Annotated in this window: 19 protein-coding genes; 5 read left to right on the top strand and 14 right to left on the bottom strand. The window is 63.5% G+C overall.

Annotation, left to right across the window (positions count from 1 at the left end):
* Positions 1-128: 128 nt before the first annotated feature.
* The gene (locus ACL9RI_RS03610) at positions 129-1,082 is read left to right on the top strand and encodes a succinylglutamate desuccinylase (protein ID WP_422725222.1); all 954 of its coding nucleotides are present in this window, start codon (positions 129-131) and stop codon (positions 1,080-1,082) included.
* Here ACL9RI_RS03610 and ACL9RI_RS03605 read toward each other — a convergent pair whose 3' ends face one another.
* A complete protein-coding gene (locus ACL9RI_RS03605; protein WP_422725221.1) occupies positions 1,083-1,412 on the bottom strand; it encodes an SMR family transporter in 330 nt (109 codons plus the stop codon).
* 8 nt (positions 1,413-1,420) lie between these two features.
* On the bottom strand, positions 1,421-1,741 hold the full coding sequence (gene sugE, locus ACL9RI_RS03600) for a quaternary ammonium compound efflux SMR transporter SugE (RefSeq protein ID WP_422725220.1): 321 nt from the start codon (positions 1,739-1,741) through the stop codon (positions 1,421-1,423).
* 219 nt (positions 1,742-1,960) lie between these two features.
* Between sugE and ACL9RI_RS03595 the strand changes: the two genes are divergently transcribed.
* From ACL9RI_RS03595 to ACL9RI_RS03585, 3 genes are all read left to right on the top strand, one after another.
* Positions 1,961-2,320, top strand: a complete 360-nt coding sequence (locus tag ACL9RI_RS03595) for a DUF1304 domain-containing protein (RefSeq protein ID WP_422725219.1) — start codon at positions 1,961-1,963, stop codon at positions 2,318-2,320.
* A gap of 162 nt (positions 2,321-2,482) precedes the next feature.
* Positions 2,483-2,779, top strand: a complete 297-nt coding sequence (locus tag ACL9RI_RS03590) for an ArsR/SmtB family transcription factor (protein ID WP_183677278.1) — start codon at positions 2,483-2,485, stop codon at positions 2,777-2,779.
* 58 nt (positions 2,780-2,837) lie between these two features.
* Complete coding sequence (locus ACL9RI_RS03585; protein WP_422725218.1) at positions 2,838-3,893, top strand: alkene reductase; 1,056 nt, start codon at positions 2,838-2,840, stop codon at positions 3,891-3,893.
* A gap of 108 nt (positions 3,894-4,001) precedes the next feature.
* On the opposite strand, the gene ACL9RI_RS03580 is transcribed toward ACL9RI_RS03585, so the two are convergent.
* A complete protein-coding gene (locus tag ACL9RI_RS03580; RefSeq protein WP_422725217.1) occupies positions 4,002-4,244 on the bottom strand; it encodes a hypothetical protein in 243 nt (80 codons plus the stop codon).
* 310 nt (positions 4,245-4,554) lie between these two features.
* Between ACL9RI_RS03580 and ACL9RI_RS03575 the strand changes: the two genes are divergently transcribed.
* The gene (locus ACL9RI_RS03575) at positions 4,555-5,163 is read left to right on the top strand and encodes a 1-acyl-sn-glycerol-3-phosphate acyltransferase (protein WP_422725216.1); all 609 of its coding nucleotides are present in this window, start codon (positions 4,555-4,557) and stop codon (positions 5,161-5,163) included.
* Here the strand turns inward: ACL9RI_RS03575 and ACL9RI_RS03570 are convergent.
* From ACL9RI_RS03570 to ACL9RI_RS03520, 11 genes are all read right to left on the bottom strand, one after another.
* Positions 5,160-5,717 (bottom strand): HupE/UreJ family protein, encoded by a 558-nt coding sequence (locus ACL9RI_RS03570; RefSeq protein WP_422725215.1) that lies wholly within the window; start codon positions 5,715-5,717, stop codon positions 5,160-5,162. The two genes, ACL9RI_RS03575 and ACL9RI_RS03570, sit on opposite strands and share 4 nt — an antisense overlap.
* Complete coding sequence (gene ureG / locus ACL9RI_RS03565; RefSeq protein WP_422725214.1) at positions 5,714-6,352, bottom strand: urease accessory protein UreG; 639 nt, start codon at positions 6,350-6,352, stop codon at positions 5,714-5,716. Before ureG ends, ACL9RI_RS03570 begins: the two co-directional genes overlap by 4 nt.
* 19 nt (positions 6,353-6,371) lie before the next feature.
* Positions 6,372-7,052, bottom strand: coding sequence for an urease accessory protein UreF (locus ACL9RI_RS03560; RefSeq protein WP_422725725.1), 681 nt, complete (start codon positions 7,050-7,052; stop codon positions 6,372-6,374).
* Positions 7,052-7,561, bottom strand: coding sequence for an urease accessory protein UreE (gene ureE / locus ACL9RI_RS03555; protein ID WP_422725213.1), 510 nt, complete (start codon positions 7,559-7,561; stop codon positions 7,052-7,054). The genes ACL9RI_RS03560 and ureE overlap by 1 nt, the downstream gene beginning before the upstream one ends.
* A gap of 12 nt (positions 7,562-7,573) precedes the next feature.
* Positions 7,574-9,274, bottom strand: a complete 1,701-nt coding sequence (ureC, locus tag ACL9RI_RS03550; RefSeq protein WP_422725212.1) for an urease subunit alpha — start codon at positions 9,272-9,274, stop codon at positions 7,574-7,576.
* Between the two features lies 1 nt (position 9,275).
* A complete protein-coding gene (locus tag ACL9RI_RS03545) occupies positions 9,276-9,605 on the bottom strand; it encodes an urease subunit beta (protein ID WP_422725211.1) in 330 nt (109 codons plus the stop codon).
* A gap of 49 nt (positions 9,606-9,654) precedes the next feature.
* Positions 9,655-9,957 (bottom strand): urease subunit gamma, encoded by a 303-nt coding sequence (locus ACL9RI_RS03540; protein ID WP_183677269.1) that lies wholly within the window; start codon positions 9,955-9,957, stop codon positions 9,655-9,657.
* Positions 9,958-9,974: 17 nt separating this feature from the next.
* Entirely contained in the window at positions 9,975-10,850 is an 876-nt protein-coding gene (locus tag ACL9RI_RS03535) for an urease accessory protein UreD (RefSeq protein WP_422725210.1), read from the bottom strand.
* A 160-nt stretch (positions 10,851-11,010) separates the two neighbouring features.
* The gene (locus ACL9RI_RS03530; RefSeq protein ID WP_422725209.1) at positions 11,011-12,462 is read right to left on the bottom strand and encodes a DUF885 domain-containing protein; all 1,452 of its coding nucleotides are present in this window, start codon (positions 12,460-12,462) and stop codon (positions 11,011-11,013) included.
* A gap of 9 nt (positions 12,463-12,471) precedes the next feature.
* Complete coding sequence (locus ACL9RI_RS03525; RefSeq protein ID WP_422725208.1) at positions 12,472-12,759, bottom strand: hypothetical protein; 288 nt, start codon at positions 12,757-12,759, stop codon at positions 12,472-12,474.
* Positions 12,760-12,797: 38 nt separating this feature from the next.
* Positions 12,798-14,987, bottom strand: a complete 2,190-nt coding sequence (locus ACL9RI_RS03520) for an EAL domain-containing response regulator (RefSeq protein ID WP_422725207.1) — start codon at positions 14,985-14,987, stop codon at positions 12,798-12,800.
* Between the last annotated feature and the right edge of the window lie 72 nt (positions 14,988-15,059).

Below are 15,059 nucleotides of genomic sequence, written 5' to 3'. Positions count from 1 at the left end.
ACAAGGCTGGCGCCGATCATGCCATGCCGGACGCTGCCATGGCCAGATTTTTACGGTAGGGATAAAGAATGCCGCTAAAATATGCCGAACCCGCCTTCCCTTCTGACACAGCATAGGATACGACCCGCATGAGCAGCGCACTCCACTTCAAATCCATCAACTACACGGGCCAGGGCAGCGGCCCGCGCCTGATCGTCACCGGCGCCGTGCACGGCAATGAAACCTGCGGCACCAAGGGCATCCAGCGCGTGATGGCCGAGATCGACAGCGGCGCCCTGCCCATCCTGGCCGGCAGCGTCACCTTCGTGCCGATCACCAACCCGCTGGCCTACGCCAAGGGCGTGCGCAGCGGTGACCGCAACCTGAACCGCAACCTGTTCCCGAACGACAATCCGCAAGATTTCGAAGACCGCATCGCCAACTGGCTGTGCCCGCTGCTGGGCCAGCACGACGTGCTGCTGGACTTGCACTCATTCAATGCCGACAGCCAGCCGTTCGTGATGGTCGGCCCGCGCAACAACGAGGGCCCGCTGCAAGCTTTTAAACATGAAGAAAAAGAACGCGCGCTGGCGCGCCGCCTGGGCGTGCGCCGCTTCGTCGATGGCTGGCTGCAAACCTATGGTTCTGGCGTGCAACGCCGCCTGGGTAGCAGCGACCAGGTCGGCATGGTCTTGCGTTATGGCGTGGGCACCACCGAATACATGCGCTCGACGGGCGGCTACGCGCTGACCCTGGAATGCGGCCAGCATGCCGACCCGGCCGCACCGGACGTGGCCTACCGCGCCATCATCAACACCCTCACCTTTTTGGGCTTGATCGACGCACCGCAACCGGAACCGATCAAGGATGCGGACATGGAAGCACTGAATATGGTGGTGGTGCACGACAAGCTGCACGCCGATGACCGCTTCATCAAGACCTGGTCCAGCTTTGACAAGCTGAAACAGGGCGAGCAAATCGGCGTGCGCGCCGACGGCACGCCCGTCACGGCTGAATTCGACGCCTATATCCTGTTCCCGGACGTCAACGCCGCTGCCAATGCGGAGTGGTATTACCTGGCGCGGGTAGCCGCCAGTTTCTGATCAATGCCCGACGGACTTTGAAAAGAGATTAATCACCAGCACGCCGGCAATGATCAGGCCCAGGCCGATCAGCGCCGGCACATCCAGGCTTTGCTTGAACCAGAACCAGCCGACGGCGGAGATAAGCACGATGCCGACGCCGGACCAGATCGCATACACGATGCCGGTAGGAATCACCTTGATCGTCAGAGACAGGCACCAGAAAGCGATGCAGTAGCCGGCCACGGTCAGCAGGCTGGGCCACAGACGGCTGAAGCCATCGGACGCCTTCAGCGCGCTGGTGGCGATCACCTCGGCGACGATGGCGATTGCCAGATAAAGGTAGGTCATGGCCAGGCTCATTGCGGACTCAGCAATTTCAAGCCGAGGATGCCGGCCACGATCAGTGCGATGCAGACGATGCGCGCGGCGCTGGCCGGCTCGCCAAACATCATGATGCCGAAAATGGCCGTACCTACCGTGCCGATGCCGGTCCAGATCGCGTATGCGGTGCCCAAAGGCAAGTTGCGCAAGGCCATGCCGAGCAAGACCACGCTGCCCAGCATGGCGATGGCCGTCAGGACGGCAGGAATGGGACGGGTAAAGCCGGCGCTATATTTGAGGCCGATGGCCCAGCCGACTTCCAGCAAGCCGGCCAATACAAGGATAATCCAGGACATCATTTCTCCCGATGGGCAGGGTCGTCCCCGCCATGCAGCCCCATCGATTCAAGCGGGGTCGTCCCCGCAGGAGCAAAAGGCGGCGAGTATAGCATCGGCTAAAAAATCTTGCCGGATACACACTAGTTACTAGTACACCTGCTCTAATCAAAAACTGCCGAAAACACGGGGCTGGCCTGATAATTACTGTATCTATATTAACTATTTCCAGGAAACCCAATGCTTATCTTAGCCCAGGCCCTTACCGCGATCATCTTGCTGCTGCACGTGTATATCGTTTTGCTTGAAACGGTGCTGTTCGACTCGCGCGGGCGCAAGGTATTTGGCCTCAGCAAGGAAAAGGCCGACATCGTGCGGCCCGCCATGTCCAACCAGGGTTGCTATAACGGTTTCCTGGTGGCAGCGCTGGCCTTGGGCTTCTTTTACCCTGACGCTGCCATCGCGCATGCCTTCACCATATTCGGCCTGGTCTGCATCGCCGTGGCCGGCATCTGGGGTGCCGCCACCGTCATGACGCGCATCCTGTATCTGCAAACCGTGCCTGCCGTGCTGGCCTTGCTGTTGTTCCACTTCGCCTGATTTTCCTTCCGGGCGGCCAGCCAGGCCGCCTGCCCCCACGTTTTCTGCAAGATACGAGCCCGCCAGCAGACTTTTTATTTATATCGTATTATGACGATATTAGAATTGAAGAAACCCGATATAAATATCGCCTTCGGGCGAACATCGAACGAGGTAGACACCATGGACATCGACGCCATCCACAAGGCGCTGGCCAATCCGGTACGCCGGCAAATATTGCAATGGCTCAAGGAGCCGGAGCAGCATTTTATCGAGCAAGACCATCCGCTCGATTTCGGCGTGTGCGCTGGCTTGATCGGCGGGCGCCTGGAACTGTCGCAGTCCACTGTGTCAGCCCATTTGGCCACCTTGCAAAAGGCGGACCTGATTTCTCCCAGAAAAGTGGGGCAATGGAGCTTCTTCAAGCGCAATGAAGCCACCATCCAGGCTTTTCTGGAGCATATGCAGCAAGGTTTGTAATCGCAGTCTCAACAGCAAGCAGTACTTCCCCATACTCGACAGAAAAGACATTCATATCATGGCAACATTATTCGACCCTATCACCATCGGCAGCCTGCAATTGAAAAACCGCATCATCATGGCTCCGCTGACGCGTTCGCGCGCCACCAATCCTGGCCGCGTGCCGAATGCCCTGATGGCCGAATACTACGCCCAGCGCGCTACGGCCGGCCTGATCATTTCGGAAGCAACCGCCGTCACCCCACAAGGCGTGGGCTACGCCCATACGCCAGGCATCTGGAGCGATGAGCAGGTAGAAGGCTGGAAACAAGTGACCAAGGCCGTGCACGATGCAGGCGGCAAGATCGTGATGCAACTATGGCACGTCGGCCGCATTTCCGCGCCCTTGTTCCTGAATGGCGACCTGCCTGTCGCGCCTAGCGCCATCAAGCCGGCCGGCCACGTCAGCCTGGTGCGTCCGGAACAGGAATTCGTGACCCCACGCGCACTCGATACGGAAGAAATCCCCGGCATCGTCGCCGCTTACCGCCTGGGCGCGGAAAATGCGAAAAAAGCCGGTTTTGATGGTGTGGAAATCCATGGCGCCAACGGCTACCTGCTGGACCAGTTCCTGCAAGACAGCACCAACAAGCGCACCGACATCTATGGCGGTTCGATAGAAAACCGTGCCCGCCTGATGCTGGAAGTGACCGACGCCTGTATCGCCGTATGGGGCGCCGACAAGGTCGGCATGCATCTGGCGCCGCGCCGCGATAGCCACGACATGGGCGACTCGACCCCGCGCGACACCTTCGGCTACGTGGCCCGTGAACTGGGCAAGCGCAAGATTGCCTTCATCTTCACGCGCGAATCACAAGGTGAAGACAGCCTGAGCCCATACCTGAAGCAGGAATTCGGCGGCGTGTATATCGCCAATGAAAAAGTGGACAAGGCCGCCGCCGAAGCGCTGCTGGCCAGCGGCGCGGCGGACGCCATCGCCTTTGGCAAGTGGTTCATCTCCAATCCGGACTTGCCAGGCCGCTTGCACAGCGATGCGGAACTGAACCCGCTGAACCCTGCAACGATCTACTCGCCTGACAGCACCGGCTACACGGACTACCCTGCCTTGGCGTAATCCGCGCTACACGCCCGAATCGCGGCGGGCGCAACGACACATTGCAGACAACTGCAGATAGTCGCTGCGCCCACCGCCATGATGCTTCCTGCAGCCCCCTCAACGCGATCAACGCCATCGCCGCCGCGCCGGCCGCGCAGGACGGCGCGCCTGTGCGCTGCTGAATACGCGGTAAATCACGTCTGCCGGCACGGCGTTTTCGCGCAGATAGGCCGTTGCCACCGTTCGCCCCAAGGTATGATGAAACGCCACCCCGCGTTCCACCAGGTTGGCCATGGCCTGGTCCGTACGGGCATTGCCGCTACACGAGCCACTACCCGAGCCACTACCCGCTTGCATATTGTTTTTCATGCATTGCTCCCTGTCAGATAAAGTCAGCCCTGCGGCTTGATCCCGGCAACCGCTTCCGTGATTACCCCATGCAAATCAAGCCGCATGCAAATAAGACAGCAGCCGCCAGCATTAGTGCCCGCCCAGCAGCAAAGCATCGCTAAAATAACAATAAACCTCCCCCCGGTACCGCATGAATGGCGGACTGGGTAATAAGGTCTATGCTTGTCGCCACCGCCAGCCCCGTATAGAATGCCTGCGCACATTTTTTGCCGCATGAGCAACACTGCGGCGCCATCGCATCACCGACAAGCACACGAGAGGGTTATCCATGGACGATTTATTTGTACAGCCGCGCGACCTGCCGACCTGGCACCAGCGCAGCGCCATGCGCGTGCTGCACCTGTTTGGCTGGCGCATGCGCTTTCGCCCGCTGCCCGGTCCGCGCGGCATCGCCGTCGTCTATCCGCATACCTCAAACTGGGATTTCATGGTGGGCCTGTTTGGCAAATGGGCGCTGGCCCTGCCCTTCCGCTGGCTGGCCAAGGACTCGCTGTTCCGCGGACCATTGGGAAAGATACTGCGCTACCTGGGCGGCGAGCCGGTCGACCGCTGCACCACCTGCGGCACGATCCAGCGCCAGGCCGAACGCATGCTGGCTGCCGACTGGTACTGGCTGGCGATCACGCCTGAAGCCACGCGCAGCTACCGCCCCAGCTGGAAGAGCGGCTTTTATCACCTGGCGCTGGAAGCCAGGGTGCCGTTGCTGCTGGTCTACATCGATTACCCGAACAAGATACTGGGTGTGGTCGACCATTTGCACCTGACGGGCGACAAGGAAGCCGACATGGCCGCCATCGCCGCCGCCTATGCCGGCCACCAGGGCTTGCACCCGGAAAATGCTGCGCCCATCGTGCTGTCCGACAGGCGTCCCAACTAATTCATTCCCATCAGCACCAGGCCCACGGCCGTGATGGCCGCGCCGGCCACGCGCACGACACGTTCGGCCACTACCTGGCCGATAAAGCGGCCACTCAGCAGCAAAATAGCCGAGGCCAGCATGAACCCGAAAGTAGCGGGCACGGCCGACAACTCCTGTCCATGCGCATTGCCATGCGCCAACGCAAACACGCCCACCAGGCCCATCGCCAGCCAATTGGGCATGCTCAGGGCCAGCGCAATGGCCAGGCCCGTCAGCGCCACGGTGGCGGCGATGCCCATTTCCAGCCCCGGCATGCCCAGTCCCGCCATGCCGGCCAGGGCGCCGATCAGCATCATGCCCAGGAAGGTCAAGGGCTGCTCCAGGCCCCGGCGCTGCTGGGCGCCCCAGATGCCCACGCCCAGCATGGCCAGCAAATGGTCGATGCCGGTAAACGGATGGATAAAGCCGGCCAGAAAGCCCGTGCCGTTGTCGTGGCCGGGATGGGCCATGGCCGGCAAGCTGACCAGCGCCAGCGCCGCCAGGGCGCCCAGGTGTTTCAATCGTACGGTCATGCCATCTCCTTGCTGTGTTGATCGAGCAAACCCTGCTCGCGGATAAAATCGATTACGGCCTGCACGCCATCGCCGCTGCGCAGGTTGGTAAACACAAACGGCCGCTCGCCGCGCATGCGCTTGGCGTCCTGCGCCATGATGTCCAGGTTGGCGCCCACGTACGGCGCCAGGTCCGTCTTGTTGATGATCAGCAGATCGGAGCGCGTGATGCCGGGCCCGCCCTTGCGCGGGATTTTCTCGCCGCCCGCCACGTCGATCACGTAGATCGTCAGGTCCGACAATTCGGGACTGAAGGTGGCGGCCAGGTTGTCGCCGCCCGACTCCACCAGGATCAGCTCCAGCTCGGGGAAATCGGCCTGCATGCGGGCGATCGCTTCGAGGTTGATCGAGGCGTCTTCGCGGATCGCCGTGTGCGGGCAGCCGCCCGTCTCCACGCCCATCAGGCGTTCGGCCGGCAAGGCGCCGGCGCGCAGCAGGATTTCCATGTCTTCGCGCGTGTAGATGTCATTCGTGATGACGGCCATGTCGTAGCGTTCGCGCATGCCCTTGCACAGCATTTCGCACAGGGCCGTCTTGCCGGAGCCGACCGGCCCGCCGATGCCCACGCGCAGCGGGTTCGATGTAATGGATGTCATGTCATGCCTCTTTCAAATGTCAGGAACGGTAAAGGCGGCTGTATTGCAGCTCGTGCCGCATCGACAGCAGCGACAGGCCCGGCGTCCAGTTGCCGATCTCATCGTCGACCAGGGTGCGCGCCAGCTGCGCCGCCGCTTCCAGCTCGGGGCGCAGCGACAGCAGCAAACGCTGGCCCGCCACCTGCCCCAGCGGCACCGATTTCACGCACACCAGCACCTGGTTTTCCGCCCAGGCGAACAGCATGGCCAGCAGCGCCTCTTCATGCGGTATGGCCAGCGCCGCCACGGCGCAGGCATAGGCGGTCGGCAAGGCCACTTCCGGCTCGCCCTGCAGCATGTCGAGCAAAATGCCATCGGCCACGCCCAGTTCGGCCAGCAGCCTGGTCAGGGAATAGCCCATCTGGATGGTCTCGGCGCGAAACTCCGCCGTGTCGCGCGAGGCGATAAAACGTTCGCTCCACAGCCGCACGGCCGACAGGTCCTGCCGTTCGAACGCCTGCATCAGGCGCCAGCACACCGGCGCTTCCCAGCGCGCCACCACCTCAAGCAGATGCTCCGCTATCCACGCGCGCGCCGTGGGAGCATCGCGCACCAGCCCCTCTTCCAGCGCCGCTTCCAGCCCTTGCGAATAGCTGTAGGCGCCGATCGGCAAGGCCGGGCTGGCGAACTGCAGCAAATGCAGCAGAGCCGCCGCCTGCATCATGCGGCGTCGCCGGGACGGTGGATTTTTTGCCGCAGCGGCACGGGCGCCAGCAAATGCTGGCCATCGTGGTGGCCATGGCCGCCGCCGTAGGCGCCCGCTTCCGGCTCGAACGGCGCGCTTTCCTCGGTGACCGTAGCCTGCAAACCTTCCAGCATGTCTTTCAGGACGGGATCGCGGCGGATGCGCAGGTAGCCATCGCCCAGCTGCGCCTGCGTATGCCGGTTCCCAAGGTGAAAGGCACAGCGTAATAGAGTGTGGGCATCGGGGCAGCGCACCAGGTAAGTCGGTTCAGGCGCGGCCACGATCTGCACCACCTGTGCATCGGGTCCGGTCATCAGGTCGCCATGACGTAGCACCGTGCCGCGCACGGTAAAGATGGCTGCCTCTTCGCCGGTGGACAGGGTGGCGCGCAGCCGGCATTTTTCACGCTGGTCATAGGGCAGCACCAGTTGTGCGGCGATGGGGCGGCTATCGCCCGGCCCCAGTTTGGTATGCAAGGTCAGCACAGTGTCTCCTGCTTAAAATAGAAAATAGCGCTGCGCCATCGGCAGCACGGCAGCCGCTTCGCACACCAGCAGCTGGCCGTCGGCGCGCACGGCATAGGTTTCCGGGTCCACTTCCATCTGCGGCGTGGCGCCGTTATGCACCATGTCGCGCTTGCGCAAGCCGCGCATCTGGCGCACCGGGATCAATGTCTTGTTCAGCTTGAGCTGGTGGCCGATATCGAGGTCGTAGGCCGCCTGCGAGACAAAGGTAAACGACTTTTTCAGGCCGCCGCCAAACGCGCCGAACATCATGCGGTAGTGCACGGGCTGCGGCGTGGGAATCGAGGCGTTCGGGTCACCCATCTGCGCGGCGGCGATCATGCCGCCCTTTAAAATCAGCGAAGGCTTGACGCCGAAAAAGGCCGGCTTCCACAGCACCAGGTCGGCGATCTTGCCCGCTTCGATGGAGCCCACCACATGCGAGATGCCATGCGTGATGGCCGGATTGATCGTGTATTTGGCGATGTAGCGCTTGGCGCGGAAGTTGTCGCTGCGGGCCGTGTCGGGCGCCAGCGGGCCCCGCTGCACCTTCATCTTGTGCGCCGTCTGCCAGGTGCGCAGGATCACCTCGCCCACCCTGCCCATGGCTTGCGAATCTGACGACATCATGGAGATGGCGCCGATATCGTGCAGGATATCTTCGGCGGCGATGGTTTCGCGGCGGATGCGCGATTCGGCAAAGGCCACGTCTTCGGCGATCGCCGGGTCCAGGTGATGGCACACCATCAGCATGTCCAGGTGCTCGTCCAGCGTATTGACGGTGAACGGACGGGTCGGATTGGTCGACGACGGCAGCACATTCGATTGGCCCACGGCGGCGATGATGTCGGGCGCATGGCCGCCGCCCGCCCCTTCCGTATGAAAAGTGTGGATGGTGCGGTCCTTGAAGGCGGCCAGCGTATGTTCCAGGAAGCCGCCTTCGTTCAGGGTGTCGCTATGCAGCGCCACCTGGATATCCATGCGCTCGGCAACCGACAGGCAGTTGTCGATGGCGGCCGGCGTGCTGCCCCAGTCCTCGTGCAGCTTCAGGCCGATGGCGCCCGCGCGTATCTGTTCTTCCAGCGGTTCGGGCAGGCTGACATTGCCCTTGCCCATGAAGCCCAGGTTCATCGGAAACGCATCGGCCGCCGCCAGCATGGCGTGCAAGTGCCAGGGCCCCGGCGTGCAGGTGGTGGCGGCCGTGCCGGTGGCCGGCCCCGTGCCGCCACCCAGCATGGTGGTCACGCCGCTCATCAGGGCTTCCTCGATCTGTTGCGGGCAAATGAAGTGGATGTGCGTGTCGACCCCGCCTGCCGTGACGATCAGGCCTTCGCCGGCGATGATTTCGGTGGCGCCGCCGATGACCAGGGTTACGCCGGGCTGGATGTCCGGGTTGCCCGCCTTGCCGATACCGAAGATCAGGCCATTCTTCAAGCCGATATCGGCCTTTACGATGCCCCAGTGGTCGAGGATGACGGCGTTGGTGATGACGGTGTCCATGACGTCGGCGGCGCAGCGCTGCGACTGCCCCATGCCGTCGCGGATCACCTTGCCGCCGCCAAATTTCACTTCTTCGCCATAGGTGGCGTAATCATGCTCGATCTCGATGAACAGTTCCGTGTCGGCCAGGCGGATGCGGTCGCCTTTGGTGGGGCCAAACATTTCGGCATAGGCGCTGCGCGGTATGCTGGCCATTTCAAGCCTTCCCGGCCGGTTTTTCCTTCAGCTTGCCCATTACCTGGCCATTGAAGCCGTACACCTTGCGGTCGCCGGCCAGCGCCACCAGCTCCACCGTGCGCTGCTGGCCCGGTTCGAAGCGCACGGCGGTACCGGCCGCAATATTGAGGCGCATGCCATAGGCGCGCCAGCGCTCGAAGGACAGCGCCGGATTGACTTCGAAAAAGTGGAAATGCGAGCCGACCTGGATCGGGCGGTCGCCCCGGTTGGCCACCACCACCGTGGCCGTGGCGCGGTCACTATTGAGACCGATTTCGCCTTCTTCCAATTGATATTCACCGGGGATCATGCTGGCTCCTTTATTGTTGACTTGGTTGACATCAAACGCGTGCAAAGCATCACGGTATCGGCTGATGCACGGTCACCAGCTTGCTGCCATCGGGGAAGGTCGCCTCCACCTGGATATCGGGGATCATTTCGGCGACGCCCTCCATCACGTCCTCGCGCGACAGCATTTGCGCGCCGTCCGACATCAGCCGCGCTACCGACTTGCCATCGCGCGCCCCTTCCATGATGGCCGCGCTGATGAACGCCACCGCTTCCGGATAATTCAGTTTCAAGCCGCGCGCCAGGCGCCGCTCGGCCAGCAGCGCCGCCGTAAAAATGAGCAGCTTGTCTTTTTCGCGTGGACTCAGATCCATAGTTCGTCTTTCTTTTGTCAGGTATTCCAGATGCGGGGCACGACGGCCACGCGCCCCATGATGGCCGGCCGCAGCAACTGCCAGGCAGCCAGCATGGCGCGGCGCGCGGCCTCGCTATCGGTCCCCAGCAGGCGCACGGCCACCAGTGTTTTGATGTGCGTCACGCCCAGGCGCGCGCCGTCCGGCACGGCAATGGCGCGCAGCGCTTCGATCACGCTGTTTGGCACCGGTCCGCCAACGGCGATCAGGGTGGCGCAGACGCTGTACCCGTGCATGCCCAGCGGGCTGGCCATCAGCGGGCCGTCCGCCGCCAGCCGTCCCTGTTCCCACCACAGCAGCTTGCCGCCGCGGCGTATCTGCGTATGCTGGCTGATGCTGCCGCTAGTGAACGATTCGCCCGAAGCGCTGCGGCCCAGGCAAATAATGTCGCAGCCGATATAGCAGGCGTCCGGCGCCAGCTCGACCTCATGGCGCAGGCGCACGCAGGCCTGGTCAAAGAAGATGCTTTCTTGCGGCAGCCACTCGATGGCCGCCCCTGTCCCCGCGCGCAGCACGATGTGCTGGCCCGAGACATGGCCATTGGCGCGGTACCACTTGGCCGCGCCGGGCGACGTGAGGAAAGCATGGGCGCCCTCGCCCACGGTGGCCTGCACGGCCAGCTGGTCGCCGCCCACCACGCCGCCGGGCGGGTGGACGATGATGGCGTGGCACACGGCGCCGCCTTCCGGGTACAGGGCTTTTTGCACCCGCAAGGGACCGCTGTGACGCCGCTCGACCAGCCGGCTGACGCCACCATCCCGCAGCGCAAAGCCCAGGTGCAGGCGCGCCTGCCAGGCGCTGTGGGCGCTGGTCTCAGGCGGTACGGCAAGGCTGGCGGTAGAGCAGTCGGGCATGAAGTCCATCGCTAGATGACAAAGCAACAAACTAGCCTAAGCAGGATGCATGCCAGAGAGATGGCTGGGAATCAGCGGCGGGGCCGTGAGAATGCTGCACCGTGGCGTGGCAGGCGCACCCTATTGGTGCATTTGCCACGCCTCAGGGGCGAGGGATGATTCAGGGAGCCGCCAAAACCGCATCACGGTAAGGTCCCTTGCCGCCAGCGGCAATGAAACGGTCGATGCGGCGCGCCAGCACGGGCAGCGGCACCGAACCCAGCTCCAGCACCGTGTCGTGGAAGGCGCGGATATCGAAATGCTCGCCCAGCGCCGCTTCAGCCTTGCGCCGGCCTTCGAGGATGGCCATTTCGCCCAGGTAGTAAGACAGTGCCTGGCCCGGCCACGAGATATAGCGGTCGACTTCCGTCTCGATTTCATGCGGCGACAGCGCCGTATTATCGTGCAAATACGCCTGCGCCTGCGCGCGCGTCCAGCCTTGCGCATGGATGCCCGTATCGACCACCAGGCGCGCCGCGCGCCATGCCTGGTAACTCAGCATGCCGAAGGTTTCATAGGCAGTCTCATAGATGCCCATCTCGGCGCCCAGGCGTTCGCAGTACAGGGCCCAGCCTTCTCCATAGGCGGAAATATAGGCGCGGCGGAAAGCTGGCCGCCCCTGCTGTTCCAGCGCGATCGGCATCTGGAACGCGTGGCCGGGCGCCGATTCGTGCAGGGTCAGGGCGGGCATGCTGTACAGGGGCCGCGACGGCAAGTCGTAGGTATTCACCAGATAGATGCCGGGGCCGCCGCGGGCCGAGGTGTAATGGGGCGCCTGCTCGGGGGGCACGGGAACGATGGCGAAGCGCTGGCGCGGCAGATAGCCGAAATACTGCGCCGCCCTGGCGTCGAACTTCTTGGCGACCCAGGCCGAGCGCATCAGCAGCTCTTCCGGCGTGCGCGCATAAAACTGCGGATCGCTGCGCAGAAAGTGCAAAAAGGCGGCAAAGTCGCCCTGGAAGCCCGTCTGGACAATCGTCGCTTGCATTTCGGCGCGGATCTTGCGCATTTCCTGCAGGCCGATGGCGTGGATGTGCGCGGCGCTCAGGGTGGTGGTGGTAAATTCCGTGATCTTCGACTGGTAATACGCTTTGCCGTCCGGCAGGCTCTCGGCCGCCAGGGTCTGGTTCGCGCCCGGGATGTACACGTCGCGCATGAAGGCCAGCAGTTCGGCATAGGCCGGCATGACGGCCTCGCGTATGGCCTGCGTGGCGGCGGCCCGCAAGGCCGCCTGCTGCTGCGCCGGCATGGCAGCCGGCAGCTGGCGCAAGGGCTGGTAAAACAAGGTCGCTTGCGGATCCAGCGCCTGGGCCACCTGCGCCAAGGCCTGTTCGCGCCCGGCCAGGGTGACTTGCGGCGGCGTGAAACCACGCGCCAGGCCGGCGCGCAGATTGGCGATCTGTTCGCGGAAATAGCGCGGCACGTCGTTCAACTGCGCGATATAACTGCGGTACTGCGCCTCCGTGCGGCGCGGCTTGCGGGCAATGTACGCCAGGTCGTTCCAGAAGGCCGTATCGGCATTGAGCGGCTTCTGGTATTCGCGGAAGCGCTGCTCGGCCAGCAAGGCGCCCACCTGGGCATGTTACACCGCGTAGTTGATCCTCTCTTCCTCGCCCAGGCTGGCCACGTCGAGTGCATCGAGCCGCGCCAGCACATCGGCCCAATAGGCGCGCCGGGCTTCCTGGGTAGCCGGGTCCACATGCGGTAGCGAGGCGTCGTCATCGCTATCCTGCGCCTGGCGCCATGCCCATTCGGCGCTGTAGATGTGCCGGAACTGCGTTTCAGTGCTGGAAGATGCGGCTGTAGCGGCGCTGGCGGCGCCGCCCAGCAGAAGGCAGGCGCAGAACAAGGCAGGAGCGAGTCTTTTCACGGTTTATCTGTCGAGTCGAAAAGAGCCAGCATAGCCGTTCACGTCAAGGCCAGCATCCTTTTTTCGCGCAGCAGCGCCGTGAACGCTTGCGCCGCCAGGGGACGGCTGAAGTAATAGCCCTGCATTTCGTCGCAGCCATGCGCAGCCAGGAAATCGACCTGGGCCCGCGTTTCCACGCCTTCGGCGATCACCCGCATGTCGAGGTGGTGCGCCAGCGAAATGACGGACAGGGCGATGGCCGCGTCGCTGCTGCTGGTGGTGACGTCGTCGACAAACGACTTGTCGATCTTCAGCACGTCGATGGGAAAGCGCTTCAGGTAGCCAAGGCTGGAGTAGCCCGTGCCAAAGTCGTCGAGCGAAATGCTCACGCCGATATCCTTCAGGCGCCGCAAGGCCGCCACTGCCTTGTCCGGGTCGCCCATCACCGTGCTTTCCGTGATTTCGATCCCCAGGCAGGCGGGCGGTATGCCGTATTTGCGCAAGGTCGCCTCGACGAACGGCACCGTATGGTCTTGCGCGAACTGCTTGCCGGACAGGTTGACGGCCACCTTGATGCGGCCCAGGCCCGCATCGTGCCAGCTGCGGATTTGCGCGCACACGCTTTCCAGCACCCACTCGCCGATCGCGGTGATCAGGCAATACTCTTCGGCCAGTGCGATGAACAGGCCAGGCGGCACTTTGCCCAGCACCGGATTCTCCCAGCGCAGCAGGGCTTCCGCCCCCAGCATGGCCCCAGTACGCAGGCAGATCTGGGGCTGGTAGTGCACATCGAATTCATCGCGCGCGATGGCGCCGCGCAGCTGCTGCTGCATCGCCAGCCTGGCGCGGATATCGCTGCCCATGCGCTCGGTGAAGAAGGCGTAATGGTCGCGCCCCGTTTCCTTGACGCGCACCAGCGCCGTATCGGCGTGGCGCAGCAAGTCATCGAGGCTGTCGCCATCGGCCGGACACATGGCGATGCCGATGCTGGTGGTGAGCGCCAGGCGGTCGCCATTGACGCTCAGTTCACCACGCAAGCCGGCCAGGATGGTTTGCGCCAGGGCCAGCGTGCGCCCCAGCAGCGCATCGTCCTGCAGCAGTATCTGGAATTCATCGCCGCCCTGGCGCGACACGGTATCGCCGTCGCGCACGCAGCCGGTAAGAAAACGCGCCACTACCTGCAGGGCCTTGTCGCCCACGGCCTGGCCATGCGAATCGTTGATGTTCTTGAAGCGGTCCAGGTCCAGGCACATCAGCACCAGCTGCTGGCCATCGCGCCCGGCCTGCGCGTGCGCCTGCGTGAAACGCCGGGCCATCAGTGCGCGGTTGGGCAGGCCCGTCAGCGCATCGTGATAGGACAAAAAATCGATCAGGTGCTGTTCGGCCTTGCGCTCGCTGATATCGAGGAACACGCCCACGTAGTTGATGACGGCGCCCCCCACGTCAGGACCGTGGACCGTCGATACGCTGAGCAGGCAGGGATAGGTGTCGCCGCTCTTGCGCCGCGTCTGCACTTCGCCCGACCAGCCGCCGCTGACGCGCAAGCCCTGGCGCATGGCGTCCAGTACCGTGGACTGCGTATCGTCGGCATGCAGCGTCAGGATATCCAGGCCCCGCACTTCCTGCGCCGCATACCCGGTGATGCGCGTGAAGGCGGGATTGGAGGCGACGATGATACCGGCCGGATCGGTGATCAGGATGGCGTCCTGGGTGGCGTCGAACACTTGCGCGGACAGGCGCAGCAATTCTTCGTTGGCGCGGCGTATCTGCACTTCCTGGGCCAGTTCCGCCGTACGTTCAAGCACGCGCCGTTCCAGGCTGGCCCGTTCCTGCGCCAGCTGCTTTTGCGCCCGGCCCAGGCGCACGTGGGCGTCGGTGCGGGCCAGGATTTCCTCGGCCTGGAATGGTTTCGCGATAAAGTCGACGGCGCCCAGCGCAAAACCGCGCACCTTGTCGTCCGTGTCATGCTGGGCCGACAGGAAGATCACGGGCACCTGGCGCAATTCGGGCGATGCCTTCAGGCGGCGGCATACTTCAAAGCCATCGAGGCCGGGCATGCGCACGTCGAGCAGGATCAGTTCCGGCGGACGCGCCTGGGCCGTCCACAGGGCCAGCTCGCCGTTCGGCGCCTGCCGCACCGTATAGCCGGCGCCGCCCAGCAAGTCGCCGAGCAGTTTCAGCGACGCCGGCGTGTCTTCGACGACCAGTATTTCGCCCTTCGTGTTCGCTTCCGGAAAATCGCGATGCATGTAGCAGTTCTCTCCGCTTTGGATGGGGCGCAACGGCGGGCCGTCGGCCGGATAAGGCAGTACTTTGCAGTG

It is taken from the genome of Janthinobacterium sp. Mn2066, from assembly GCF_049319705.1.
GTDB lineage: Bacteria > Pseudomonadota > Gammaproteobacteria > Burkholderiales > Burkholderiaceae_D > Janthinobacterium.
This window is presented reverse-complemented; position numbering and strand designations above follow the sequence as displayed.